The organism is Fontimonas sp. FW305-C-3, assembly GCF_058783185.1.
The window spans coordinates 14,957-40,687 of sequence record NZ_JBYSYK010000007.1 but is presented as its reverse complement, the minus strand read 5'-3'; the positions used below and the strand labels follow the sequence as shown (position 1 = coordinate 40,687).

The 25,731-nt window shown below is 54.4% G+C and carries 17 protein-coding genes; 2 read left to right on the top strand and 15 right to left on the bottom strand.

Annotated elements, in window-relative coordinates:
• Positions 1 to 30: 30 nt before the first annotated feature.
• The 7 genes from AC3WUF_RS20795 to AC3WUF_RS20765 form a co-directional block, all read right to left on the bottom strand.
• Positions 31 to 339 (bottom strand): hypothetical protein, encoded by a 309-nt coding sequence (locus AC3WUF_RS20795; RefSeq protein ID WP_492429284.1) that lies wholly within the window; start codon positions 337 to 339, stop codon positions 31 to 33.
• Positions 340 to 722: 383 nt separating this feature from the next.
• Positions 723 to 1,529: a hypothetical protein gene (locus AC3WUF_RS20790; RefSeq protein WP_492429282.1), complete on the bottom strand. Its 807-nt coding sequence runs from the start codon at positions 1,527 to 1,529 to the stop codon at positions 723 to 725.
• Between the two features lie 328 nt (positions 1,530 to 1,857).
• Complete coding sequence (locus tag AC3WUF_RS20785; protein ID WP_492429280.1) at positions 1,858 to 3,027, bottom strand: SH3 domain-containing protein; 1,170 nt, start codon at positions 3,025 to 3,027, stop codon at positions 1,858 to 1,860.
• A gap of 107 nt (positions 3,028 to 3,134) precedes the next feature.
• Positions 3,135 to 3,350 carry a type II toxin-antitoxin system MqsA family antitoxin gene (locus AC3WUF_RS20780; RefSeq protein ID WP_492429278.1) on the bottom strand — a complete coding sequence of 72 codons (216 nt, stop codon included), beginning with the start codon at positions 3,348 to 3,350 and terminating at the stop codon, positions 3,135 to 3,137.
• Between the two features lie 241 nt (positions 3,351 to 3,591).
• A complete protein-coding gene (locus tag AC3WUF_RS20775; protein WP_492429276.1) occupies positions 3,592 to 4,179 on the bottom strand; it encodes a hypothetical protein in 588 nt (195 codons plus the stop codon).
• Positions 4,179 to 4,673, bottom strand: a complete 495-nt coding sequence (locus AC3WUF_RS20770) for a GIY-YIG nuclease family protein (protein ID WP_492429274.1) — start codon at positions 4,671 to 4,673, stop codon at positions 4,179 to 4,181. The genes AC3WUF_RS20775 and AC3WUF_RS20770 overlap by 1 nt, the downstream gene beginning before the upstream one ends.
• Before the next feature lie 9 nt (positions 4,674 to 4,682).
• Positions 4,683 to 5,693 carry a DNA-binding protein gene (locus tag AC3WUF_RS20765; protein WP_492429272.1) on the bottom strand — a complete coding sequence of 337 codons (1,011 nt, stop codon included), beginning with the start codon at positions 5,691 to 5,693 and terminating at the stop codon, positions 4,683 to 4,685.
• A 112-nt stretch (positions 5,694 to 5,805) separates the two neighbouring features.
• On the opposite strand from AC3WUF_RS20765, the gene AC3WUF_RS20760 reads away from it, so the two are divergent.
• The gene (locus AC3WUF_RS20760) at positions 5,806 to 6,912 is read left to right on the top strand and encodes a site-specific integrase (protein ID WP_492429270.1); all 1,107 of its coding nucleotides are present in this window, start codon (positions 5,806 to 5,808) and stop codon (positions 6,910 to 6,912) included.
• Positions 6,913 to 7,452: 540 nt separating this feature from the next.
• Here AC3WUF_RS20760 and AC3WUF_RS20755 read toward each other — a convergent pair.
• From AC3WUF_RS20755 to AC3WUF_RS20735, 5 genes are all read right to left on the bottom strand, one after another.
• A complete protein-coding gene (locus tag AC3WUF_RS20755; RefSeq protein WP_492429268.1) occupies positions 7,453 to 7,902 on the bottom strand; it encodes a DUF5675 family protein in 450 nt (149 codons plus the stop codon).
• 316 nt (positions 7,903 to 8,218) lie between these two features.
• Complete coding sequence (locus AC3WUF_RS20750; protein WP_492429266.1) at positions 8,219 to 9,694, bottom strand: hypothetical protein; 1,476 nt, start codon at positions 9,692 to 9,694, stop codon at positions 8,219 to 8,221.
• Positions 9,695 to 10,365: 671 nt separating this feature from the next.
• Positions 10,366 to 10,779 (bottom strand): hypothetical protein, encoded by a 414-nt coding sequence (locus tag AC3WUF_RS20745; RefSeq protein WP_492429264.1) that lies wholly within the window; start codon positions 10,777 to 10,779, stop codon positions 10,366 to 10,368.
• Positions 10,780 to 11,191: 412 nt separating this feature from the next.
• Complete coding sequence (locus tag AC3WUF_RS20740) at positions 11,192 to 14,878, bottom strand: RHS repeat domain-containing protein (RefSeq protein WP_492429262.1); 3,687 nt, start codon at positions 14,876 to 14,878, stop codon at positions 11,192 to 11,194.
• A gap of 60 nt (positions 14,879 to 14,938) precedes the next feature.
• Positions 14,939 to 17,854, bottom strand: a complete 2,916-nt coding sequence (locus tag AC3WUF_RS20735) for an FG-GAP-like repeat-containing protein (RefSeq protein WP_492429260.1) — start codon at positions 17,852 to 17,854, stop codon at positions 14,939 to 14,941.
• Positions 17,855 to 18,786: 932 nt separating this feature from the next.
• On the opposite strand from AC3WUF_RS20735, the gene AC3WUF_RS20730 reads away from it, so the two are divergent.
• Positions 18,787 to 19,308 (top strand): hypothetical protein, encoded by a 522-nt coding sequence (locus AC3WUF_RS20730; protein ID WP_492429258.1) that lies wholly within the window; start codon positions 18,787 to 18,789, stop codon positions 19,306 to 19,308.
• Between the two features lie 368 nt (positions 19,309 to 19,676).
• Here the strand turns inward: AC3WUF_RS20730 and AC3WUF_RS20725 are convergent, their stop codons facing one another.
• The 3 genes from AC3WUF_RS20725 to AC3WUF_RS20715 form a co-directional block, all read right to left on the bottom strand.
• On the bottom strand, positions 19,677 to 20,336 hold the full coding sequence (locus AC3WUF_RS20725; RefSeq protein WP_492429256.1) for a HEAT repeat domain-containing protein: 660 nt from the start codon (positions 20,334 to 20,336) through the stop codon (positions 19,677 to 19,679).
• Positions 20,337 to 20,348: 12 nt separating this feature from the next.
• Complete coding sequence (locus AC3WUF_RS20720; RefSeq protein WP_492429254.1) at positions 20,349 to 24,617, bottom strand: RHS repeat-associated core domain-containing protein; 4,269 nt, start codon at positions 24,615 to 24,617, stop codon at positions 20,349 to 20,351.
• 104 nt (positions 24,618 to 24,721) lie between these two features.
• On the bottom strand, positions 24,722 to 25,729 hold the full coding sequence (locus AC3WUF_RS20715) for a TolB family protein (protein ID WP_492429252.1): 1,008 nt from the start codon (positions 25,727 to 25,729) through the stop codon (positions 24,722 to 24,724).
• Positions 25,730 to 25,731: the final 2 nt, after the last annotated feature.

Below are 25,731 nucleotides of genomic sequence, written 5' to 3'. Positions count from 1 at the left end.
GATTTACCATCCAGTTCGAAGACAGGATGCCTATCCGTTAACCCACCCGCCGTTTACACAAAAATCCGGACACGCTCTTCTGTCGATTCGGTTCCAGTTCGCGAAGGCAGCTTTACCTGAGGTTTTAGTCAGCAGCTGCGACAGGGCGACTTGGCATAGAACGATGTGCTCCGGCAGAGCCTCCTGGAGTCGCCAGTAGAACTTCTTCTCCGTGGCATTAACGAGGTCGCGGGCGGGAAAGGCGAACGGAGAGCGCCCGGACCCGGCCGTCGTTTTGGCACCGGCTTTGAGCAACAGCAAAACGACGATGACGGCAACAACGATCAGGAACGTGTTCACGAGGAGTCCTTGTCGGGCAGCGTTAGGAGAGGCTTCTCGTCAGTTCTCAGGCAGCGAGTCCGCCATGGGGGCAACGATGGCCTCGCTGACTCCGCGGCTGAACTCGCCATAAGTCCGGCCAGCCTTGCGTGCGGTCGAGTCTTCAGCCTGGGCCGCTGTGACAAGCGCCAGTACCATCAACGCCAGAGCAAGGGAACGCATGCGAGATTTCCTTGAGGTGAAAGTTGAAGCTTTCCCTAGGCTCCATCCTAATCGCAATCTAGCATAATGTATATTATGTTAAGTTATCGAGATCTCAATCAGCCATAAGTTGTCGGGACGCAGAGATTTCCGTCCTTGGACACTAGTTGTTGCCCCCAGCCTCCAAGGACGTGTTCGCGGGTTCAGCCCTTAGACTTCCGGGGCTTACGGCGAAGAACAGCTAGGCGTTCCTGCGTCAGCGCGGTTCGAAGCGCCTGTATCGATTTCAGTACCACTAAGGGCGTCGGGACGCTCCCAATGTGGCAAAAAGCCCCCTTTAGATCCTTAAGCTCGATGTCCGCTTGCCTCGCGAAAGCACTCAGGCTGCCGAAGGCGAATATTCCCCCGCAGATGACATCAATCGCGATTTCCTCGTTCAGCCGCGTGCGCCGGAAATAAGCACTCGCCGCGAAGTTGAGCATCTGTTTGGCATCTGCCCCTGACTCTAGAAAGGCTTGTCTCGAAAGCTCCGTAACGAGCTCCCTGAGGTGTTCACGCTCCGATTGCGGCCCTATCCAGAGGGCCTCTTCATCCAGATATTTGGCTTGGATGTCTTCCGGAACCCAGGCGAAATCTGCCGGGTCCGGCGGATTGGGACTGTCGCAAGCCAGCACCGTTGGTTCATCGTCCTCCGGAAACTCCCTTGGCTTCACGATCAAACGTTCGAACATGCCCTTCCGCTTGCTTTTCGTACGCCGCTTTGGTGCTGAGCTTGGTGGGCCGTTTGGTGAGGCTGCCTCTGTTTGCTCAGCTTTCTCTCTGAGCGCGCGCACCTGTTCCTCCGCTTCTCGAACCTTTCTCGCCCCGCTGATGGCGCTTTGGCAAAGTTCGTCAGACCACGCGACTTCGAGATTCGCGGCCGCGTGAATTGTCGAGAAAGATTTGAGATACGCCCGCAAGCCTGAAGCTGATACGCCGGCGACGATGCGCTCAAGTAAGAACTGCTGCATCGCAGGCTGCCTCATGGGCAAGACCTCGCAGCGGTGTACTTCCGTAAATATCTTCCACGCGCGCCAATGTGCGTCAATTCTCTTGAGAGTCCCGACGGTGGCGCAGACATTTTGCTCCTGTAAAAGAGTGGAAATGAACGTGGCCACTTCTGCGGGGGGTAGAGACGAGATCTCAAAGGCGGCTGTGCGGTTTCGCATGGCCGAACGATATCGGGATTTTGGTAATACTCCCCGCTACGTCCTTAGAGTAGGAAGTCGTGGACCGCTGAGTCGCCGGTCTCTGCGCGTGCTTCTCGGTACTGCTTCAAAGTGACCGTAAGTCGCTGATTTATTGGAGATCCAAGTCGCGAATCCCGGTTTCTTTATTTGCCGCCGGAACCGGAACGAGAAAATCTGACTTCACCCAACCAGTTTTCCTGTCCTGCCACGCATCTACTGTGAAGCCTGCGGACCAACCGTCAACTTCCTTTGTCACAACGAATTGCGCGCCCGCGTCGAGGGTTTCTAGGACATCGTTCTGCAAACTAGGCCCACTCCGGAGATGAGCCTCGGTGGTCACTTGGGTTACAACGAAATCCAAACTCGAATGTATTTTTTCTCGCATTGACTCGACCGCTGCGAACGACTCCGCAAGCTGAGTCTCTACTTGTTTGGCAATCTCGGGGCGATCACGCGCAGCGACTGCATCAGCGATTTCCTCCTTAGTCGGCGCAGTCCACGCGGCATACGCCTGGTAGATCGTCAGCACGAAAATCAGCGCAGCGTACGCTCTATTGAGTGCTACTAGGACCTCCGCCCTCTTGAGGGTTCGCGCGTCCTGATCAGCCGGTTCCTGGCGAACCTCCGCAGCGACGTCGGCCCCATCCTCTGACGATTCGTCCTCTAGATTTCTAAACGTCGCTGCAACCCTATCAATATCTGCCCGAACTGGTCGCAAAAGGCTCAGCCAGTCGGTGGATGCGAATTGCGCATAGTCCTCGGTGTTGAAGCCCTCGGTGATAGCAGCAATATCTTCAAGGGTTTGCTTGGTCGCGAGATGGAACTGTAGCGTGGAGGGATCTGTGGAAATCGCCCTCAACGCAGCAATCGAATCGTTCTGAAACGTCGAAAGCAGCGTATTGATTGAGGCAATAGCCGGCTGAAAATACTGGCGATATGAATCAATTCCTGCTCGCGTCAAATCTCGAAGCCGGCTAACTGCTTCCGAAGCGGAGCGAAACTCGCGCATCGCTTCTGAAGACATAAATGCGGACTGTTGCCGACCCAGTTCTTCGATATCCTTTAGTGCAGAAGAGCCGAATGAAGACGATAGTCGACGGATCTCGTCTGCCTGGCGTTGGTGGCTCAGCACTATTTCGGCAGCGCGAGTTTGCCACCGCGCCTTTTCGAATTCGCTGTGTTCTCGGATGGAACGTTCAACATCGCGCTGCTCCTTCAACATCCGCTCGATGTCGCGTTGCTGCCTCAGGAACCTCTCAAAGTCGTCGTCAGAGCTCATCGTTCACTCTCTTCGTCAGCTGTTCATTCGGCTCAAGCCTTGGCAGGGATTTTGACGGATCGAGTACAAAACCTTCGTAAGTCCCTAGTTGAAATACAGATAGCCTTTTAGTGGCTTTGCAGCACGAAGCCCGGTACCTGCTGGTTGAAGTCCCTCATCTCCAGCATCACGCGGTTCGATTCCTCAGGCGCCAGGATCGCTTCGCCGCAGGCTGGGCAAAGCTCGCCGCTCACGCTGCGAATAACCGTCTTTTCGCCCTTGCAGAGATATTCCAGATCGCGAACGTTGACGATCAACTCTGCTGTGCCGCAGTTGCATTTCATAACTCGCTCTCCATAGAGAGTCGCAAGCAGCATGTCGTCGATCGCAAGAAATTTTGAAATTCTAGGCTAGCTCGCAGTTCTAAGTCATGCAGCATTTTCCCAGCAGCTTGGCTGCCGACATCGTTGAAGATCACCGACGAAACCATCGTGGCGCTGATGCGATGCAGTCTCGATCCCAAAACCGCGAAGGACGTCGACAGCCAGTGCGTGAAACGAGTGCGCTAGGGAGACCGTGCGCGGGCTAAGGCGACGTAACGCAAGTTCCGCTCAGGCCCACGGCGACGGTGGTGACGCTGGCTAACGCCCAGATGCCAAGGGCCATCGGGGTAAAGTCCCAGAGGCAGTGTCTCGGACGGAACATTCTGCAGATTCCGCTCACTACTGCGGACCAGTGAACGGTGCCTGCGAGTAACACGAACGTTTCGTAGCTCTCCGTACCGTCTGGGCGTGGAAATCTGCCCAGCTTCTGGACCGAAGGAAATATCGATGCGCGCAATCCACCGTAAGGCGATGGGCGGTTCGGGTCCTGGGAGGCAATGACAACCTCAGATCGAACGAGTTCAATCACGCCCGGATTTGACCGGTAACCATTACCAAAGCTTTCCGATAAATCCGGCCAGACGTAGATCGTGTGAAAAATCAATGCTGCCCCTAGCAGGGCAATTGAGGCAACCGGAAACAGCAAGTCGCTGGCCGTGACGCCGGCGAACGAGATGATGCCGGCACTGAAGCTAAAGCCTGTAAACGCCAGCCAGCCATGCGATACGGGCAGCACAACGAACGCGGTCATCAGCAGAATGAACGTAGGGGTTCGAGGTGAATCGAACATCACTCGTACTCCTCTGGCTCGTCGTACGAGATGTCGAGAATCCCGCATTTCAAACAGGCTTCCGCGCCGATTGCGTCGTCGTAGTGCACCCCGTAGCCTGACCCGCACTGCGGACAGAAGTCACAGAGGTCTACGTCATCCCATTTCCAAGGACCCACGAACTCGGGAACGCCGTTTTCGTCGCGCGATGCGATTTCGAAAGCGTCGCCCTGCAGTTCGATGAATGAGTGCATTCTGTACTCGCGAAGGATGTTCAGTACTTCCTCCTGCGACAAAATGAACCACTCGCCGCGGTGCCTTTTCGCTTTGAGTTGCTTATGTAGCTGTTGTTCGAGCGAGCGGTCCGCCTCAATCTGCCCCATCAGGGCAAGCTCACTGGCGTTTCCGGTCTGTAAGGCTTGCAGGCGCTTCTTGATCCGCTTGCTCCATCCGATCTTCACTTCTAGGCGATCGAAATCCGTCAGCTCATTGTTGGCTACGAAGTAGACAGGCATGGCGGAAGGTTATTTTGCTTTCTGCAGGCGCCGGATTTCGGCTTTGGCTTCGTCAAACTGGCTCTGAACAGCGGCGAGCCGGCCCTCCAATTTTGCCGCATCACGTATGGCCTCATCGCGATCGCGTCGATGCTGATCGGCTGCGGCCGTGAGTTGCTCGTTGTCGGTGCGTGCCCGATCGAGTTCCGTTTGGCGCGAAGCCAGATCCTTCGTGAGTTGCTCTTGCACACGGCCAAGCCCGATTTCAGCCGCAGTTGCGGCTTCCCGTGCCTTGGCCAGCTCGCGCTGTGTCGACGTTAAGTCGGCACGTAAGGAGGCATTGAGCTTTGAGGATTCGGAGAGGGAGGTTTCCAGCGTGGCAGCATGCTTCTCTGCGGCTGCAGTTTCGCGCTCTCGATCCTGGACTAGCCGCTGGAGCTGGCCCTTCTGCTCCTCGATGCGGCTCAGCAAATGGCGCTCATTCCCCTCTGATTGTTCCCGCTGCCGCTGAAGCTCGGCCGCATGCTTCTGGATCACGCGATCGCGTTCCTCCTCTGCCGCTCGGAACTGCGCTTCGGCGGTCGCGGCGCGTGTGGACTGGGCAGACAGCTCCTTCTCGGCGACTGCGAGTTTGCCGCTATTAGTCTTCAACTGATCGCGCGTTCGATCGATGTCCGCGACGAGGTCGGCCACGCGCTGCTGATTCGCCATACGCTCGGCATCGAACTCTCGCTTTTCCTGAGCAAGCCGCTCGCGATCGTCCGCCATCCTTTTTTCGAGGGCCGCGCGTTCCGAAGCTAGGTCGTCCATCGCAGTCGATCGGACCTTCTCGTAGAGCTCGGCTGCGGCCGTGGCGATCGGCGCCGGCAGATTCAGGCGCGCGGGCAGGCTCTGGTAGTACTCCTTGAGCAGCGTGTTGACGGTGTTCGGGGAGCCGGTGCCTAAGACCTTGCGTATGCCTTCGACGGTAGGCCGATCGCCAGCGGCGAGAAGCTCATCGGCCGCCCGAGTAATGTCCGCCAGAGTGACGCCAGTGCGCATAAAAAACGTCCCCAATTCTCAAAATCGTGCTTTCCTGCTATACCTACGTTAAGTGTTCGTTAACGTAGGTACACGACCCATAACGTAATGAATAATACAGAATACATAACATATGAACTATGATTTGGATATCTTCGACACTGGCAGCGGCCCCAGCCAGCTTGCCCGAATTCCAGCCGATCCCGCGGAAATCCAGCGCGACGTCGACGACGCCGTGCGCGCGATTCACTTCACCGCGAAGCCGACGAACACCTGGAAAGCCTACGAGAAAGCGCTACGGTACATCGGCGCCTGGACTCAAGTCCGCTTCGGCGAGCCGCTGACGCTGCCGGTTTCGATTGAGCGCATCCAGGCCTTTGTTATCGATCATTTCGGGCGCCCAAAACGCGTACGGACCGACAGCGATCTGCGCTTGATCATCCATGAGGCTATGCCACCAGCCGTGGACGCCGCGCTGGTGGCTGCCGGCTTCAAAACCGAGCTGGGCCGGCACCGAATGACGACCATCGATCAGCGCCTGGCCGTGTTGTCCTGGGCGCACCAGCAAAAGCAGTTTGAAAGCCCAGTCCAGGATCCGGCCGTTCGCCGTCTGCTATCGGCTTGTCGCAAGCTCGCCCTCGAGTACGGCGAAGGTCCCAAATCGAAGACTGCCGCGACACTGGACGCCTTGGATCTGATGCTCGAGACCTGCGACGACTCGCTCGAGGGACGCCGCGACCGCGCCCTACTCCTCTTTGGCTGGGCCAGCGGTGGCCGCCGGCGATCTGAGATTGCGAGGGCTGAGGTCCGCGACTTCGAGTGGATTGGGCCGAGCAAGGCGGTGTTTCGGATGCGGCAGTCGAAAACGGGAGATCACACGCCCAAGCCGGTGATCGACGAAACGGCTACTGCGCTGAAGGCGTGGCTCAAGGCTGCGGAGATCACCGAGGGCGCGGTGTTTCGACGTCTCTGGAAATCCACGAGGGTTGGTGAGGCGCTCTCCCCTCATGCCATTGCAGCGATTGTGCAGCGACGCGCCCTACTCGCCGGACTGCCAGGGGACTTTGCTGGCCATAGTCTGCGTCGGGGGTTTGTTACGGAAGCAAGTATGCACGACGTGCCGCTTGCCGAGACTATGGCACTCACAGGACATCGCCTTGTTAAAAGCATTGTTCGGTACGCTGAGGTTGGCGATGTGTTGCGTAGTAAAGCCGCGTCGCTCCGTCGCGGGAAAAAATAAACAACTTTGGTTAAAACCTACAGTGCCGAGTTCTGAAGTTTCTCTAACGAATCTCTATTCTCTGAATCGATTCTAGACTGCAGTCTGGATAGGCAAACTGAAGTAATAACACAGCCGATTGCATACAGAACAATCTGGTAGTAGTTCGGAGAGCTTAGCGATCCTGGCTCCACAATCGCGCCGAGAGTCGCGATTGAGAGAAGTAGCCCGCCCACGCTTCTGTAAACTCCCAGAGTCGCGGATCCTGCCTGACTTAGGCAATGAGATAGAAAGGAAAATGTGTACTTAAGCCGTCTATTCTCATTATAGGTGGCTTGATTTAAGGCCCAAGCTACAGGGTGCGCTGCGGTCCATGCAAAGAAGTACCAAACTAAGGAGTTGTTCACAACAAGCGATTTGACAACCTCGGTCATCGATCCCGCGTCACTGGCAGCGAGGAGCAGGAAGAAAGGACCGCTCCCGAGAGCCATCGATACTGCTAACTCAGAGAATATTGATGTGTGCAGCTTGAGCATGCTCAATTTCCCTGATACGTCATGGTTATCGATCGCGATCCAAAAACTCGATCTTCAAGTTCTCTTCGGCTGCCGCATCTACAACATATTTGTAGAGACGAGTGTAGGCAACCGCGCTACCTCTTACATTCATGGCGCCGGGCTTCGTTGATGCCTGATCACCAACTAGTAGGCACCCCTCTGTGTCGGAATCTGTATTTCCGATGTGAATAAGAATCCACTTGAACTCGGGCACGTCGACGATGTGTAGCATGCCTTTATGGAATGCCCCAAAGCGCTCACTGTACCGAGCATGCATCGCTCCACTTTTGCGCAATCGTACTTCGTAGTTGCCGGCCCAAATTCTCGTCTCCTTAGGAACTTTGATTGTTTGGTACTGATCTTCAAGGCCGAAGCAAATTACCTTTCCGTCGACACTAACGTGGCTGATCGTCGATTCGGAATCAGAGACGAAGCGGTTCACCGATATCAGCATTTCTCATCTCCCAATCTACTTGCAAACTTAGTTTGACTATTAATAAGGCTGATTCGAGGCGGCTGTTCGGATTGCTGCGACCAATCAAGCGGTAGTGTCCGCGGAACGCCGATCCCTGCAGTGCCGCTACGTTCGAAGCAATGAATCAAGGCTCTGAAGGCGCTGCCTCCGCCGCAAGATCCCCAGTAAATATTCATTCAGCTCACCGGACAGGGTGCCCAGATAAAATGGCTATTTCCGTCGTAGTTGATTTCATAGTTAAGCCCTGCTGAGCCTGGTCGTCGTTGGCCGCGCCGATGATGTTCGAGCGCCCGCTTCAGTACAATCGAAGGATCGGCAGGTCGTAAGCGATCGAAAAGAACACCGCATCGGTCTCCCGCACATCGCTAACCTTAATATCCTGCTGATAACCGAAGATAAAGGTTACGGGTCTCCTGGGGAGGCTCAGGGATAGCGAGACGCTTGGGGCAACGACGTCCGAGAACTCTGCCGAGTAGTCCTCGCCTTTGAGCTCTTGGGTGATGTACGCGCCTACGTCGATCGGCGCATACGTAAGCGATACCGGCATGCCCCGAATGCTGAATAGCTTGAGTTCGATGCCCACCGGCCCGTATGAGCGGAACTCAACGCTGTCGCTTCCGTCTCCGTCCTCGTCCATGTTAGCCGCAGCTACGCCAAACGAAGAACCGACAAATATCGAGTTATGGCACATAAACGGTACAAGGCATTTAACTGAATCTGTTCTCAGCCTTTTAGCGCGATAGGCCTCGTCTTCGTCCACAAAAGCTTTAATCGCTGACTCCACCCCGTCCGGATCGTTGTCTTCTCCGGCGTCGACTACTTGGGCCAAGAATAGAAGGCTGCTTTGGAACCCATGAAATTCGGCCACTTCGTTCGCGCCAACAATTTTGATGATCCTGAAAAGCCAATGAACCATCATGGTGTAGGGAATTTTCTCGATCCCGGCGGCACTATTTGTTTTTTTATACTCAGTGATTTCGTTCAGGAGACCCGCGAGAGCATTTAGCGTGGGCTTATATTGACCATTCAACCTTAACTTAGCGGCGAGGATATTTGCGTCTAGCCTCGACTGCGCGAGATTGAATGTCTTGGAGCCCGGGGGCGCGGCGGCTGTGTCTGCCTTTGGTAGGTCCTTCTCGGGGCACTTCTCTATTCCAGCTAGAGCGCTTTGATCACCGTCCGCGGAGCTTTGTATCCGGCGGCTCTCTTCGCGCTGATATTTCTCCGGCGTCGCGCAAATATCTCTAATCTGCGTAGCATTTTCCCTAGCTTGGAGCGCCGACAGCGCCTGCATGTCTTCGAGAAGTTCCTTTGTCGTGCGCTTGGGTGTGTCTTCCTTCACGAATTTCTTCAGCAGTGCGAGGGCTGCTAAGACGTTGGGGGGAATATCTCCACCCTCTGGAACCCCTCTCATGGCCTCTACGATATGGCTTACTTCCTTGGAGACCCTCTTGATCGTCTCAACATCACTTTTGAAAAACTCCCTAACCGTTGGCAGAAGTCGCTGCCCTGAGATGCCGTCATAGACTTTGACGGCGTTGGACGTTTCCGGAAGAAACTTTCTGAGAAGGTCTTCATCCATTAAGTCCTGAACGAACAGATCAAGCGTAGCGCTCTCCACGCGCTTTGCCTGATACTGAACGAAACCTTGAACTATCGCATCACCACTACTGGATGGTGAAACTCCGTTTGCAAGCGCGATCCCGCAAAGCGATCCCGCAGTAACCGCGGACGCGAAGGTGTGCAATCCGAAACGAACCAGCGTGTTCATGTTAGCCCCCCGGCCAGAACAAATTTCCTCGCGTGCCCCCGCACAGCGAAGTACCTTGGACTCGACAACTTAACTTGATCGATAAAGCTCTAAAGATTCGAGAGTGCGATCTCCGGCGATCATGCGGGTGAAATTCTCACGTGCAGATTGGGCCTCGAGTGAATATAGCAATATGTAACTGACCCGCTGCACTGACCAAATGGACAGGTAAGATTTGGAACTCCCGCTTGCCGGACTCACATTAGAACTGCTGACGGATGAACTCTTTGATCTCAGGCCTATCGGAATGAATCGGAAAGGCGAACTGGCTCCAGTTGCGTTTTTGACGTGGACTTCGGCGTGCAACAAAGAGTGCCCGTTCGGCTAACTCCTTTGGTTCGAAGTTCGTCTAAAGCTGGCCGCCTTGCTTCACCGCTTGAGCGTACGATTCAACCAGGTCATGTATGACGTACTCAATACGTCTCTTCACTAGGCTGATGCCGTCCTGGCCGTGCGCCAGCGCAGGGCGATCATTCGCTCTGATCAAGGCTGTCAGTAAGGCAGCGACGACTGGCGGCTTCTACCTTAAACCGTCGCACCACGACGGCTGCGCCGCCGAACCTCGCAACTCAAAAAATTGGTCCAGCCCTCAAAATCTCGGGAGTAGCACGCCAATGGGGCTGGATTCGCGCCTACCGCAGGCTCGCTGCAACTGCGCTCACGCCGGCCATTTGAGCAAAAAGCCGGTGTTTAAGATCCAATGAAGAGTCGTCCCCACTCTCGTAGTAGCCGTAACCCGGGATAATTGCCGATAGCAGGATGGGGTGAGGCATATCATCATCGGACCGATCGATAAGTGCCACGTTTAGCGAAACTGCGAGTGGCGATGATCCGCTCTTGATATCGGCTGATACGGAGATCGAAAGGCCTTTGCATGCATCAATAACGTAGGTCTTTCGGTCTTTCACAAAGCCTTGACTGGCCGCGGAGTTTTCAAATGCGGCACGAACAAGAATCTTCGATGAATTTAGTTCCGATTCTGGATCAGTGAGTGCAACGACCTTTCGCGACTCCTCGGATATTGATATCCGCACCTGTTCGGACACTGAAAGCGCATATTTTGGATCTGAAGCGCGTCTAGCATAAAAGCTATCTAAGCAGGGATGGGGTGCTCTGACTCTCTGTGGAGCCCCCTCTCCCTGCGTCGCTGCGAGGCGCTGCTCGAGTACCAGTCTATCGATGACTGTCGATCGAAAAGCCGCCTCGCCTAACCGATTCCAATCAAAAGTTGCGCGTCGGCTCTCGCTAATTTTTCCGCCGGAGCATAGGTACTCCTTGCCACGTTCGTCGAAGTAGGTGGCTAGAGAAACATCGCAAGCGTCAAAGCGCGTCGCGCAGTGCTCTAGTACGAGCTCCTCATAGCGTCGATACGCCGTGAATCCTTGCGAACTCAGGGCGGAATGTATCGACGCCAATCCCTTCCAATGCCGCCCTAAACTCGGAAAGATCATGTGTTTGTTAGCAGGCCATTGCACAAATAGCGGCTGCAGCTCCCGAGGCAGCTCGTGTTGCAGGTAGCGCTCGAGCCGCTGCCCCGATCGGAACCATAATAACTCCCGGGTTGAGACGATAGGAGTACAGCACGATTCCTGGCGCCGGCATCGTATACGTGTAGACCGCGTAACGGCCAGCAAGGGTCAAAGTCTGACCGCCGGAGAAGAGGAAATCCGATCCACCCGGCGAATAGGTTTGTCCAGTGAGGCTGCTTGCTAACGCGTACACCAACAGCTGCGCCGCACCTTGAGAAATTCCTGTTTGCTCTGACTTGATCTCCCAGATTTGGAAGAGACCGCGATGACCTATATCTGGGCGACCAAAGAAGATGGTGCCCTCTCCATCGGAAAACCTATCGGTGAAGACATTCTCAGGATCTAGTTCGCGAGCATACTTCTGCAGAGGCCGATGTGCGTCTTGACCTAGAGCCAGCTGAGAGATCATCTGGTTGAACAGATAACCGAATGCGCCGGTTACAGCGCCATTGGCGAACGATCCTCCTGTAATCTCAGACGTCAATCCGGCCGAGGCGGACGCAGCAGCGAACCGCAGCGCACCATTCATGATGTCCTTGGTCTGAATTGTGGTCCACTTGCCGACGAACGCCGCGGCGGCTCCACTGGCGCAGTTGCCTCCCCCAGCGCTCGCGCTCAAGCAACCAACAGCGGCGTGCCCTGCGTACCGAGTGATATCGTTGGATGCGTTCAATCCAACGTGTCGAAAAGCAAGCGCTGTGCCGGTTGCGATAGTAACGCTCCGAAGTAGCGCGCTACCGGTTACGCCCTGGGCTCGTCCTACTCCAGCTTCAGTTGCAGCAACCACGGCAGCGACGCACCCAGGGGTCCCTGCAGTGCATAGAAGAGAGGCAGCAGAACCCGCCACACGGAGAGCAGGCCCGAGCAGGCTGTCCGGTCGCCGAATCTCGTGTCTGAAATCTCGCTCGAATCGCTTTGCTTCATGCCGAACGCTGCGTTCGACACTTTTGAAAGCGCGACCGATTCCAAATATGTGCCCGCTAGGATCTGAGTAGATAAGCGGATTATTGATGACGTAGCTGTATCGGTTATAAGCAGCTATGTCTGTTCCATAGGGAATGATCGCATCTGCGCTCATGAACCGTCCAATCGCAGCGTCGTAGACGCGGCCATTCATGTGGATGAGGCCGAGGTCTTCCAGGTGCTCATGATTTGTAAACCCGCGGTGGCTATAAGTGCCGGATAGGCCAGCTGCTTCCTGGCCGTCTGGCTGCCGCCTTGTTCCAAATGGTTCGTACCCCGCTCGTTCAACAACGACTGCCGAAGCGTTCGTGATTGCTACTGTCGATCCAAGTGCGTCCCGATGGAAGTACTGCGTTGAAACAACCACACCTGCATCCGTTCTACTCACTTGAGCGACTGGCATGCCACCCGCGGATATGTAGTAGATATTCAGAGTCGACGAAGGTGTTGTTCGCTTCTCATACTGCATGTTTCCGACATTATCCGGATGCAGATAGATGGTCGTGACGTTTCCTTCCTGCTGTTTAATGCGCTGCCTCTCCGGTCCGTAAGTAAAACTCTGTGACACTGGAGGCACGACGGCGTCGCCGGTTCTAACGAACGAAGTCGGCAGGTTGTAACTGCTGTAGCTGGTTGTCACTGCTCGGGAAGCAATCGGCGTCCCACCTGAGTCAAGCTCGGACCTCTGATGCAAATTTCCGTTGGCGTCGTACTGGTACTGAAGTGTTCCACCTGCAAATAACGCGACCGATTGAACCGCATGTGGCTTTACGCTTGATGCTCCGCTGGAGTTATAGCTGTATGTACCCACACCATCTCGCGAAGTCAGATTTCCAATCTCATCGTACGAGTAGTTGCGCACTGTCGTGCCTAGTGTCGACGACGCGAGTGTGGCTTTCTTCAGGCGGTTCAGTACGTCGTACTCGAATCCTTCAACATACCCTGCGTTTCCGTCGCTACGACTACTCAGGTTCCCAGCGGCGTCGTACGTATAGCTCCAGTTTAGGATTCTGTTGGTCAAGCCGGCACGAATGAACTCTATGCGCCCGTTCCTGGGGTCGTAGCCATACTGCGTTGACGTCCCGCTGCCATATGACTGAACTGTGGCTCGTCCCTCTGCGTCTACGGTGGTGGCTGACCAGTACAGGGAGTTGTTGCCACCGTTGCGAACTTCCTTGAGATGACCCAAAGCGGTGTAGATATTTTTGGTTGAGAAGCCCCCTGGAGATGTCTGAGTTTCGACCCCTCGGCCGAGAGCATCGTAGGTCAAACTTGTCGAGTAGCTAGAACCATCGATCGTCGTTGCCGCAGATGCGGGACGACTTAGACTGTCATACGACTGGACACGGCGGTATCCGTTACTGGATTCGGACTCGCACAACTGTCCTATTCCATTGCTGCATGTCCCACCGCCCTTGTACGCGTCGTAGTACCAGTTGGACGATAGATCCGGCTCAGTTCTGGCCGTCATTCGTCCAAGTAGATCGTACTGTAGAGAAGATATTTGGGACTTCGCGTCGGTCTGGCGGAGAAGTTGTCCGATCGCGTTATAGACGTAAGTCCACGTCCCCATGTCGGGGTCTGTCATACCGATCTTTCGCCCGCGAGTGTCGTACTGCATCTGCACGACGTTCCCCAGAGGGTCTATTGTTTTGAGTAGATTGCCGACTGGATCGTACTCATAGTTCAGGATTTTTCCGGCTGCGTCTTTTGTCGCCGTAAGCCAGCCCTGACTGTTGACTGTTTTCGATTCCGTCTGACTTAGTGCATTAGTGACGGTGGTTTCGACGCCGTTGTATCCCATCGTCATTGTCTGACCGTCTGGATACGTAGTGACAAACGGGCGCCCTAGAGCATCAAACGTTGTATAGGCCCATTGAATAGTGCTGCCGACGAAATATGGCCTTGACGTTCGCCAAACCCGGCCAAGAGCGTCGTGATTCCGATCGGCACGAATAACTGTCGTGCCATCGAATCCCACGGTGTCGGTTCGAAGCAAGCGTTCGAGCTGATCGTAATAGCTCTTTACCCAAGGGCCGTTAGCCGCCCCTGTCGAACTTTGAGGCTGCACCGTGACGACATACCTCCCGGAAAACGGACAGGACGCGGTTCCGCCGTTGAATCCGCTACAGAACTCGTACGACCAAGATGTGCGCGTGCCGTCGGGTCGAATCTCCAGGGACTTCCGGCCCCATGCGTCATACTCAACGGAAGTTGATAGCCCATTCACGTCCGTTGAGCTAATCGGGCTGCCGTACCTCACTTCGTAGGCTACGGTCGCTGTATGGCCGAGGGCATTCGTCTGACCCGAAGGGTATCTTCCTATGGCGTCAAAACTCGTGCTCGTCGATCGAGGGAGGAATGTGGCGTCACCCACCGGCGCCGAAGCTTCATTCCCCGATGAAAGCGGACTGCCGTTGCAGTTTCTGGTGGTCTCCCCCGTGGTGTTTCCGAACTCGTCGTAGCTATAAACCACGACCAGGCACAGATTTGATATGCCAGGTTCGACTACTTCCTTCTTCAGTTGTCCATTTGAGTCGTAAGTAAACGCTGTTGTGCGAGTCGTCGTTGCAGCCAACGACACTTCAGCCCAAAGAGCGGTGCAAAGTGAGAGCGTAAGAGCCGCGCGTAGCGAAATAACCAGCTTAGGCATGTCAATCCCCTATTCCCGTGCGTGCCATACAGAACAAAGTCCCAGCTAGACCTGCACTGGCTAAGGCGAAGTAGTGGTAACAGTCGCGCTCGTCAACCGTCCTAAAATCCAGTCGGCTACGTTGTTCGCATATGAGTTTGAAACAGTCTTCCCGTACCCATCACTTGTTGTTGTTATAGATTGAGTGGCGTTACCAAAGTTGTCGTACTGAGTGGACGAGCTTACGGTGGGGAACGCGGATCCATTCAGGTCTGTGCTCGTGTCCACAGAGCTCGACGCATATGGAAAGTATCTTTGTCCTGCAGATATGGTGCACGCAGCGCCACTTGCCGGATTTCGGCATGCATATGTTGACGATGTGGTGCTGAGTGTTTTATCTGTTCCGCTATCTGAGTAGGTTTTGACCACAGAGCTTGGAAGACCAACGTAAGGGAAGTCTTGTCGGTACTCCGTACGGACTCGGAGGTTTGTCTGAACTTGAAACTCTTCCATCCAGCGAAAACCCAATGAACCTCGGCCCCGCTGCTGAGCCTTGAGCCCGCCATACTTGTACTCAGTGGTCAGGCTACCGCCTATCCCATCTGCAGCGACGGCCCAGTAGACCACCCAGAGCGCAAACTGTAGGTCAGTGACTGGATACACCGCCGTGGTGTCGCGCGTATGCATACCCAACCACGGCAGTGGCTTGTGAAAGATGCTGGTCGAGTGTCCTAGACCATCAACGATCTCAAGAATCAGATCGGCACCCGCTCCAGATGCGAACCAATGTCTGATCCCTGCGTCACTTCTATAAACCAGATCACCTAAGCCATCTCCATTCACATCCGCCAGGTCAATGGTCCGGTAATTGTCCCCGTCATTGCATTGCCCATTCGCGGTTGAGCCGTTTGCGCAAATTGTAGTTGACTGCCAGTTCGTGAAGCTCAGGCCGGTCGAGTACCAAAGCTGAATGCCTTGATCGCCGCGGTACATCAAATCAGAGCGACCATCGCCGTTTAAGTCTCCGAAGAAGCTGATGCTCTCGAAATTACCCCCGCTATTACATCCGCCATAATTGGAGGAGCCATTCGCGCAGATATCGGTGATCAGTGGGTTTGCGAGGTCAAGCCCCTTGCCAGACGATCTGTAGCATCGGATGCCATCATCTGATCGGTAGCACATGTCAGGAATGGCATCTCCATTGATGTCCGTGTACCGAATGGTAGTGAAGTTATCGGAGCTATTGCATGAACTCGGAGAGATAGAGGCATTGGCGCATACGTTCGTAGATTGAGCCAGCTCGAAGCTAATAACCCCATTTGGAGCTTGCTTCGTGAACCAGAACTGCATCCCTTCGTCACCGCGATACGCGAGATCCGCGCGGCCATCGCCGTTAAAATCCACGTAAGAGATAGTGTCGTAGTTGTCTGGATCATTGCAGACGCCATGTAAGTTCGAATTGTTGGCACATACATCACTTGTTACAGGAACAAGCAGAAGGCCGGTACCTGTGGAAATGAAGCAGCGCACACCCTGGTTGCTCCGTAGGCACACATCGGTACGGCCGTCTGCGTTGATATCTGCCAATCGAATTGACTTGTAATTGGTGTCGTTACCGCACCCTCCATAGAGAAGCGAATCATTTGCGCAAACCGTGGACGAATACTGATTGGCAAAACCAGCTCCTGTGGAGTACCAGATCTGAATGCCTTCATCTCCCCGATAAACCAAGTCGGCCAAACCATCGGCGTTCATGTCTGCGTAGCTAATCGTGTCGAAGTTATCGCTGTCGTTGCAGACACCATGAGCGAGAGAGCCATTTGCACAAATGGTAGTTTCGATGGGATTTGCTGTGTCCCAAGAGTTTCCGTTGGAAAGCATGCATCGAATGCCTGCATTTGACCGAAAGCAAACGTCAGAACGACCGTCGCCGTTAATATCTGGATACTTGATGGTGTAGTGATTGTCCGATCCGTCGCATCTTCCATAAGACGTGGAATCGTTGGCGCAAATATCCGTATTTCCCACCTCTGGGAATCTTGCCGAAGAGAGTGATGGGCTGTTCCAAATGAAGGTGGTCGGTGGCCTGCATTGCACTGGACCGACAACAGGTTGTGCGCACTCTGTAACGCTTTCGACCCTGGAAAGGGTCGACGCCGGGCTCGCCCCGTAGGCGATTCTGTACTCCTTTACGAGTGCCGAACCAACCGTTGTTCGTATTCGATTGACACGCCGCGCCGCGCCGAAACGCGCTCCGGCCTGGTAAAGGTAGAAGGCATCGGGTCTATTCTCGATATCAATGTTGATCGTGGTGTCTGGGGCTTTCCCGGCGTTAGCGTTCCCCGTGTAACTGATCGACGACGCATGGTAATCGCTAAGATTCTTAACATAGGCAACCGTAAGATAGTTCGTTTGTCGGTCGGATACCCGATTCATGGCCCATACGCGAATCGTCTGAGAGCCGGGAACGTCCATGCGGGAATCGCTAGTATTTCCATACTCAATAATCTCCCCCGCCTTTGTCCAGACCTTGAAACTCTGCGGGCCGGATCCCGATACGCCGTAGGACACAACCTTCGAGAATGAATCGATCTCGGTGCGATACTCGGCTCCGTCGGCGCCGTATGCCGATCCAGCAACCAGCATGAGGCGCTGTCCGTCCAGGCAAAATCGATCGTCGGCATCGAAGTTCACGCCTCCGCGCATCGCATCCTGATCTACTGTCCGCTGGCATCTATGGATAATCGATAAACCGGTCAGGGTCCAGCCGATGCCCATCCACCCGTTGCCTCCTTGGCTGTTGTAGTTGAGCGCCAGCTTGGGCTCCATACCCGCTGTCCCTGGCGGGGTATCAATCGGGATCGTGTAGCTCGCTGCGCCGGATGGGGTGATAGTGAGATCGCCAGGAGTGCTCATGGGACCACCAAAAGCGGAGACCGGCAGCGTCAGCCAAATAGCTGCTGCGACGATACCCGCAGCGGAACGGCGAAGGTTCATGTCTCTCTCCAGCGACGATTTACTTCGTCGATAAGTCGTTTGGATTCTGTTTGACGTCTGTTCTTTTCGCGCACAATGCAGCGAGCCGAACGCGCGCGGCATCACGGCGAGTGCGTTCGGCTCTTTGGTCGATGGAAAATCGATCGTCGCGTAAATCTTTTGCGAATGGAAAGTACGGCACCCGCGTGGCTGGTTTCATCCCTAAAACCCCCGATCGAGATCAGCGTCACAACTCAGATGTTCGTCCAACGAAAGCCGCTGCCGGACTCAAACCTCACTTAAGTTCGATGTATATAAATCCTGCGTTGATAGAGAGCATCCGGCCCCGTATCAGGCGAATCGAATTCAAGCTGTCGATTAGGAATAGCAAAGTTTAGTGACACTCGCAAGCGCATGAGCTTAGTGACTGCTCTGCTTCCCCATGACAGATTCGGTCACATCAAACAAGCCAGAAGCGTCGCTTGTCCGTAGAGTTTGTGGCCTGTAAAAGCAGATTGCTGTCTATAAGAGAAATCGCAGGGAATCTGTTCATTGCATCTGACTTTGAAAAAAGGGCTATTCACCTGTCCAATTGGTCAGGTTGTCAGCGCGTGTGTGCTGATGTTTCCTTACAAGACGTCAGACATTAATCAGTTGAGACCGCTTCTAGGTTTGGCTAACAGAGTTCGACAGACACACGATCGTGTGATCAGCAGTTAGAGCTGCGTTCACGTCAGTCGGAGCGCCGTATCTTTCTTAACCAACCTTATTAACTCCCTGGGAATCACATGGCAAAGCCTAAACTGGAGCGAGTCAGAGACAACTAGATTGCGGAGGTAGACGCTGCGGTAACCCTCTGTGCTGCTATTGCAGCCGTTCCTAGCTCTGTCAAACCGAGCACCACGCCTTCGCTTCACCCAAAGTACAAAAGGCAGGTTATCGAACTGGCCTTCATGGGCGTTGTTGCGGCTTGGGAGGAGTTTCTCGAGGGCAGCTTGATCAGGTATGTGGCCGGAACAAATCCCATAAGCGGGGTCGTTGCGACTCCGAAATTCGGAATCGCTAACGATATCGGTCATGCGTATCAACCAGTTGCAGGGCGGTCAAATTTCGATCCGGCAAACGACTATTTGAAGGTTTCAGACACTTCGTGGGTCAAAGGAAAAGCAGATTTTTTCTTCTCCGCGCACTCCTACACCACACTCGCGGGAAAGAAGGCGGTTTTTGAGAGGGCTAATAAGATCAGGAATCGTGTTGCACACAGCTCGGAGAAGTGCCGGGCAGACTTCAAAGCGACGGCGCTGCACATGCTTCAGCAACCGCAAGCTGGTAATTTGAAGCAGGGTTACTCTGCAGGGAATCTCTTACTTGAGCCACCTACAGCAGTAGGATTTGGATTGGCTCCAGTCGGTGCAACCTACTTTGCTGCTTACATGAATCTTTATAAGCAATGCGCCCTGGCAATCGTACCTTGATCTCCGACCGTTGATCGGGGCCGAAAACGCCGGCACGAGGTGGTTGCCATCGTCCTTGTCCGCCGTTACCGCGCCACAGTTCGATCGGACATTGATCGGCCTTACGAGCAGCAGAAATGGATGCTTAGCGGAATTGTCACGGCCCTCCGAGCCATCATCGGCGTTGCACTCGCTGTGATCTTTCTATCTCTGCCAAATCCGAGAGGCGCCGACACCGAGTGACGGCGTTCGGCCCCTGGGGAATCATCGGACTACTGCAGGCGGGAAATACTTACCAGGCGGGCCACCGACGCATTCGATCCACAACCTCCTGTCTTGGCTCGGTGATTTGACGCTAGTCTAAGATTACCGCGACTGCGCTCTGACGTTTAAGAAGAGCCGCACCACTTAGCATTCGTTTTGAGCGAGTCCGATTTCGCAATCGCGCCACGCACATACTCGCGATTCTTGTCCCCTACTTTCCTTACCAAGTCGCTTAAAGCCTTCACAGATTCCGTGCCGCACATTCGCGACAGAGTTAGAACCGACGCGCGGAATGTTCGAGGGTTCTCTTGACGCGCAATATCAGCGATCGCAATGACATCCCTCGGATCCTCAAGAAAACCAAGCGCCATGACGGCTTTGTTTGAGATCAATGGATCTCGATCGTGGATTTTACTTCTGACATAGGCATGCACTTCGTTGATCGCAGGGACATAGCCGCCATTAGCTTTGTCTTGAATAAGAATATCTGCCAACTCCAGACGGACTGCATCTCGATTGACAAATTTCCACGGTAAATCCGGGTAAAGATCAGTTCGTTCATGCCAGAGATCAGAAATCAGAGAGATCGTATTGGGTTGTGGTTGAGATCTCTTAATTTCGTTCAGCATCTCAATACTACGTTCTGTGTCCTGCTGCTGAAGACTGGATAACAGTTCGGCGCTAATGGAGCGCTCATCTCCCGCCGCACTTTCGTAAACAAAAGCCATCTGACACAGCGCGACCAAACTCAGGACGCGCATCAACTTACTCGAAGTCTGACGCATTCTTACTGCCTCCTAAGGGGTAGATGATGAGCCTACCGAACCAATCACCCTTCGCACCTCGTGGAGGTACTCGTCGTACACTTCCGTGTCCAGTACGGTGGTTCGGGTTTTATCGTACTGAAAATCATATGACTGCTCCCGACCGCACTCATCGATTCGAGTCTCTTGACAAAAAATCTTCAGTTTCTCGATCAATGCCAGCTCACTGATCAGCTGGACCCAGAAGTATTTGTACTCGACCGCGATGAAATCGAGAGCGATACCAAGACTTAATGGCATCCTAGGCATTCTAACGCCATGTTGAATGTTGGGCCCTACATCTGCTCTCGGGAATCCCAGTTCTATCATGACGACGTCAGTTAGAAAAGTCGTGTTGCTTCGCTCAGACCTGTTTCTCACGCTCGAGAGCACGTGCTCAACGCACGTCGGATACAGACCATTTCTATCGACATACTTCAGAGGACTCGACTCTGCGTAGCTGTATGTCGACAAGCTACCGCCGTACAAGCCTGTCGGGTCAGCTTGAATGTATCGACCGATAGCGGGGTTGTAATATCGATGCCAGTTGTACATCTGGCCACTTTCGATGTCGGAGTACTGTCCCGGTAGTCGAAGGTTGTAGACGAAGTCTACCCCAGTGCTCAGCGGATCCTCATCCGGTGCATCAAATCCAAACGCATCTCCGCTCCAAATCCATACGACATCACCACTTGAATCCTCGATCTGACGAGGGGTATTCAAGTGATCGGTCTGGATATAATAAGTTCCATTTGACGTCAGTACTGCTACGGGCGTCTCTCCCATCCAAATGGTCTCTGAAATGGGCACGCCCGCTGAATCGTATTCACCTTGAATGTGACCTTGCTCGTCGTATGCAAACAGAGTTGAAACTCCGTTTACACGCTTCACAACTCGTTGGCCAAACCCGTTATACCCATACTCACTTGGGGATGGAGTACTTCCGTCCAGAAGCGCCAGCCTCCCCGCAGAGTCATATTCATATGTATGGCTCCCGTCTGCAATTAAACTTCCGTTGGCATCGTACGAAAGGTTTCGAGTCACGGCCCCTGTGGCAATTACATTCAACCTATTACTAGATGGGTCAATGGTAAAGCTAGTCGTACCTCCACCTGTTCCCTGCAGAGTTCTGTTGCCATTGGCGTCGTAAGCGTAGGTCAACCCCGGTCCGATGCTCTGACTAGAAAGTCGATCCAAGTCGCTGTGCGTATAGGTCGCCGTACCGGTTAAAGCAGAGTTGCTACCTTGCGTGATGCTGACAATACGATTGTCGGTGTCGTAAGCAATGGCTCCCAGACTATTGGCGACCATACGACCCGACAGGTCGAATGAACGTCTGACTTGGCGGCCATTGGCGAAGTCCCATGCCGATATCAGACCGTCGGAGTTGCGCTTGACGTCGTCTAGCAACGGTACCCCGTCAAGGGTCATGGAAACCACATGGTTATCCACCCACTGCATCTCCACCAAGCGGCCGGACGGCAGCGTATGACTGATTAGCCGCCCGGCGCTGTCGTAGATGTAAGAGCTCTCAAGAATTTTCGAATCTGTAACCTGCTCCTTTGCGACAATTCGCCCATGGGCATCGTACGTCCAGGTCGTGGTGCCGGTTGCATCTGTTACACCCGTTAGCCGGCCTTTTCCGAACGTGCCTTGATCGTATGAGTAGATGACCGGACTCGCTCCTGCATAGGTAATTTTGGTCGGACGGTTCAATTCGTCATACTCAAAAGCAGTTAGCTGACCTTTCGCGTCCAGATGGCTCGTTAGATTCCCTGAAAGGTCGTACGATGAAGAACTCGTGCCGCTGTCGGGGCTCTGAAGTTGAGTCGCGTCACCGAATGCATTTCTGCTGTAAATCGTTGCTAGACCGCGCGGGTCGTTAACACCGATCAAGTGGTCTAGTGCGTTGTAACTTAATCCGGTTACGCCGGCGGCAAAGTCCGAGTGCTGAATGACTCTATTGAGCGCATCGTACGTTCGAGTAGATGTGCGACCACCCGAGGACTCTGTAAGAGGATTTCCGTTCAAATCGTAGGTAAAGTCGGTCCGCTGGCCTGCACCCCCGAGGTCAGCAGTGAGTAGTCCGAGTGCGTTGTATTCCCGATCCTGGCTGCGCTGTAGTACTCCGAGAGGATCGCGAACCTGCTCGGCAGTGCGATTGCCCATCATGTCTAGGGTGTACTCAATGTGGTTGCCGAGCTGATCACGAACGTCGGTTAATCGGCGCGCTGCATCGTACTCGTACTCGAGAAAGGAGCCGTCCTCTTCGGTGATCTTCAATACCTGCCCGGTGGCGTCATAGTCGAAGGACGTAGAGCGTGCATTGACCGTTCGGCTTACCAGGTTCTGCCGAGCGTCGTACGCCAGATCGGTAACCACACCGTTTGCATCGATGAATTTTCCCGGCTTCCCGTCCGCGTCGTAATTTTGGATTTTAATGAGGTGACCAGCAGCATTCTCGACTTGGATTAGGTTGCCGCTGGCGTTGTACGAATAATGCGTGACGTCGACCACATCAGAGCGCGGGCCATCGACCGTGGCGAGCAAGCCCGCCGCATTGTAGGTGAAGCTCGTTGAACGACTGGCATTCGTCAAGGTGTCAATGATCGTCATATGGATACGACGGCCTACCGCGTCATACTGATGAACTGTTCGGCGCCCTGGCTCATCAACTTGGGTCGGCAATCTGTACTGTGGATGCCATTGCGTCGTAATGCTGCGCTGCAGCGGAGTGCCGCTAGCTTCTGTGCGAGATGTTTCCAGCCCCCTGGAGTTGCGAACGTACGTTGTTAGGTTTCCTTTTAGGTCGGTTTTCGATGCGACAAACCCATTTGAGTCATAAGTTGTCTGCGCTGTGCTACCGCAACTCTGACACGTGCTTCCAGTCACGGATGAAACCTTCGCCGCGCCTTGGATCTTCTGGAACTGGTACGAGCTGTTTGATGAAACTGCACTGCTCCTCCACTCAGTAACCAGCGCGGATCCGCCGGAGCCATACGCAACCTCGACCTTTCCTGCGCCTCCGCTGTGCTCTGAGGAAATGGCGCGCCCTTGACCGTCGTACAGCCATGTTGCAAATCGCGCGCCGTTCTCGTCGGTTATTCCGGTGAGATTCCCGGGGAAAGAGGAGTCCTCATAGTGGTACAGCCGCGTCGGGTTATCGAGGCTCGAACTCGGAGTGTCGTCCGGGTAGGTGACCTCCTGCAGGTTCCCGAGCATGTCGTAGCGATACAAGAAAATCGCGCCGCTTGGGGTTTGCAGCTGACTCGGCCGGTTGTTCACGTCATAAGAGACTGTCAAGGTGCGCGAGACGTCCGATACCGTTGAGAGGCGTCCCTGCGCGTCGTATGCAAGCGCTACCGCCAAAGCACCGATCGGCTGAATGGAAGTCAGCCGCCCCAATGAGTCATAAATCTCAACTGTATTGTCGGGCGCCGTTACCCTCCATCCGGAAGCTAAATTCTGCAACGTATAAGTGACGTCCGGGTCAGCAATCCACCAGCTGCCGGCCTTTACGAATGTCAGGGCCTTCCCGTCGGATCGCACCAGCGTCGCAACAGTGGTGCTGTTCGGCCCCGCCCCGATAGTCAAATTCTGATCGAAGGACGACCTCCACTTAGTTCCGAATATGCCCGGTTGCGTAATGGAGTCGCTGTTAAAGAACCGTGTCCATGAAAGAAGAGGGTTCGCCTTATTAACGTAGTCGTGCTCCTCCTGAAACTTATTCCCATTCGCGATGTTGATGGGATTTCCTCGAAACGGGGTTGAGCCGTCTTCGCAGTCTCCTAGATTCTTCTCCGGCCGGTCCGGAAGCGGTGGGGGCGGCGGCGGAACCTCGCACTTTCCAAATGTTCTCCAAGTCGAAGTGTAGTTATTGTTCTGCAAGCTGTTGTCCCAGCAGCTCTGTTCCTGCAGACCGGACCCCGCATAAACGATCTGCAGCTGCTTTGTATTGCCGCCAGATACTCCGACGTTCCCGCCATTCAGCGTCGCCGCGAACTGCCGGAGTTGTCGTGATCCTGGCCGACAAGTATGGCTGATGACCTGTGGCTTGACGCAGGTCTGGTTGTAACCCTGCGCCGAGTCGACGATTCTGTCGCCGACATTCACCGCGCCTCCACCTGAGCAGTTGGTCCCCGAATACTTGAAGGGAGCCGTCGTCACCAAGAACGATTGTCCCGCAGGGCAAATCGCAGCCGCGCGCACCTCTTGCGATACAGCGATCACCAGGAGAGAGGATATGAGTACAAATATTTTCATTCGTCACCTGTTTTATGGGCAAAGGTGCTTCGGTAATGCATGGACTGTGTCCGCGGCATTCGATGGGTAGAAATTCGAATTAATCTGCGCGATCGGATTTCTTGCTATCGCTCAAAAAAATCCCATTTCAGCGGCAATGGCGCGGAGACGGGAATGTGGATGTACTCGGGTTGTCTCGCAGGAGAACTAGGATCCAACTTGGCTAAGAAAGGTCTCTGTCGAGTAAAGACTTCGCCTTCTGAGATGACCACCTGCTCAACAGAAATGAGATCGCGCGAGCCCGACGAGAACCAGCCGGTGTACAAGCCATCACCCGGTCCCGACGCTGCAACGTATCCACTAACCTCATCGGGGAAAAGCGTTCCTATGGATTCAAACTCGTTGTCCCCTGATGCATAAAGCAACGTGCGGTCTCTCCAAAGATCCTGGAATCGACCATCGGGCAAATCTCCGAGAATCTTCTCTTCCTTGGTAGCCACATCAATCCAGCTAAGACGCCGCGCCGAGAAAATGGACTCGCTGGAGCTACAGTAGATTCCGGTTGAGTTCTCGTCCCATCTCAAAGTGTCGACGATTCTCTCGTCAGTGGACGTCAAAATTTGAACGTCACCGGTCGAGATGGTGGTAAAAGCAACCCGCGGTGGCGCCGAATCATCACGGACTTCCAAGTAAGTAAGGAGGCGCCCATCCGAGGACCAATCGATGAAGCGAATGTCCTGGACTAAGGTGCTGGCAGTAGTGACTAGATTCGCGTCGGGATCTACAACTAGTAGTTGCGCCTGGGCCCCTCTGACTGCCACTACCGCAAAACGACTTCCACTAGGGTCCCACTTAGGCCGGCCGAAGCTCTCGATATCAGTGGGCTGCAAGTTGTCAGCGCCGGCGTCATGAGTTTCAAGGACGTTGATTGACGATAAATCTACCTCTCGGGCCGCGTTTGCTGTGCTTCCGTCAGCCACGAACAAGCGCTGCGCGCCGTTAACCGTACCTACGTAGGCAATGACTCCTGGGAGCGTAGTTTCTGACCCTCCCCCACCACAGCCAAGAAGCGTGAATGAAAGAAGGGCTCCGAAGAGCCCTCCGGTTAAACCGTTTAAGTTTTGGAATGCCATCG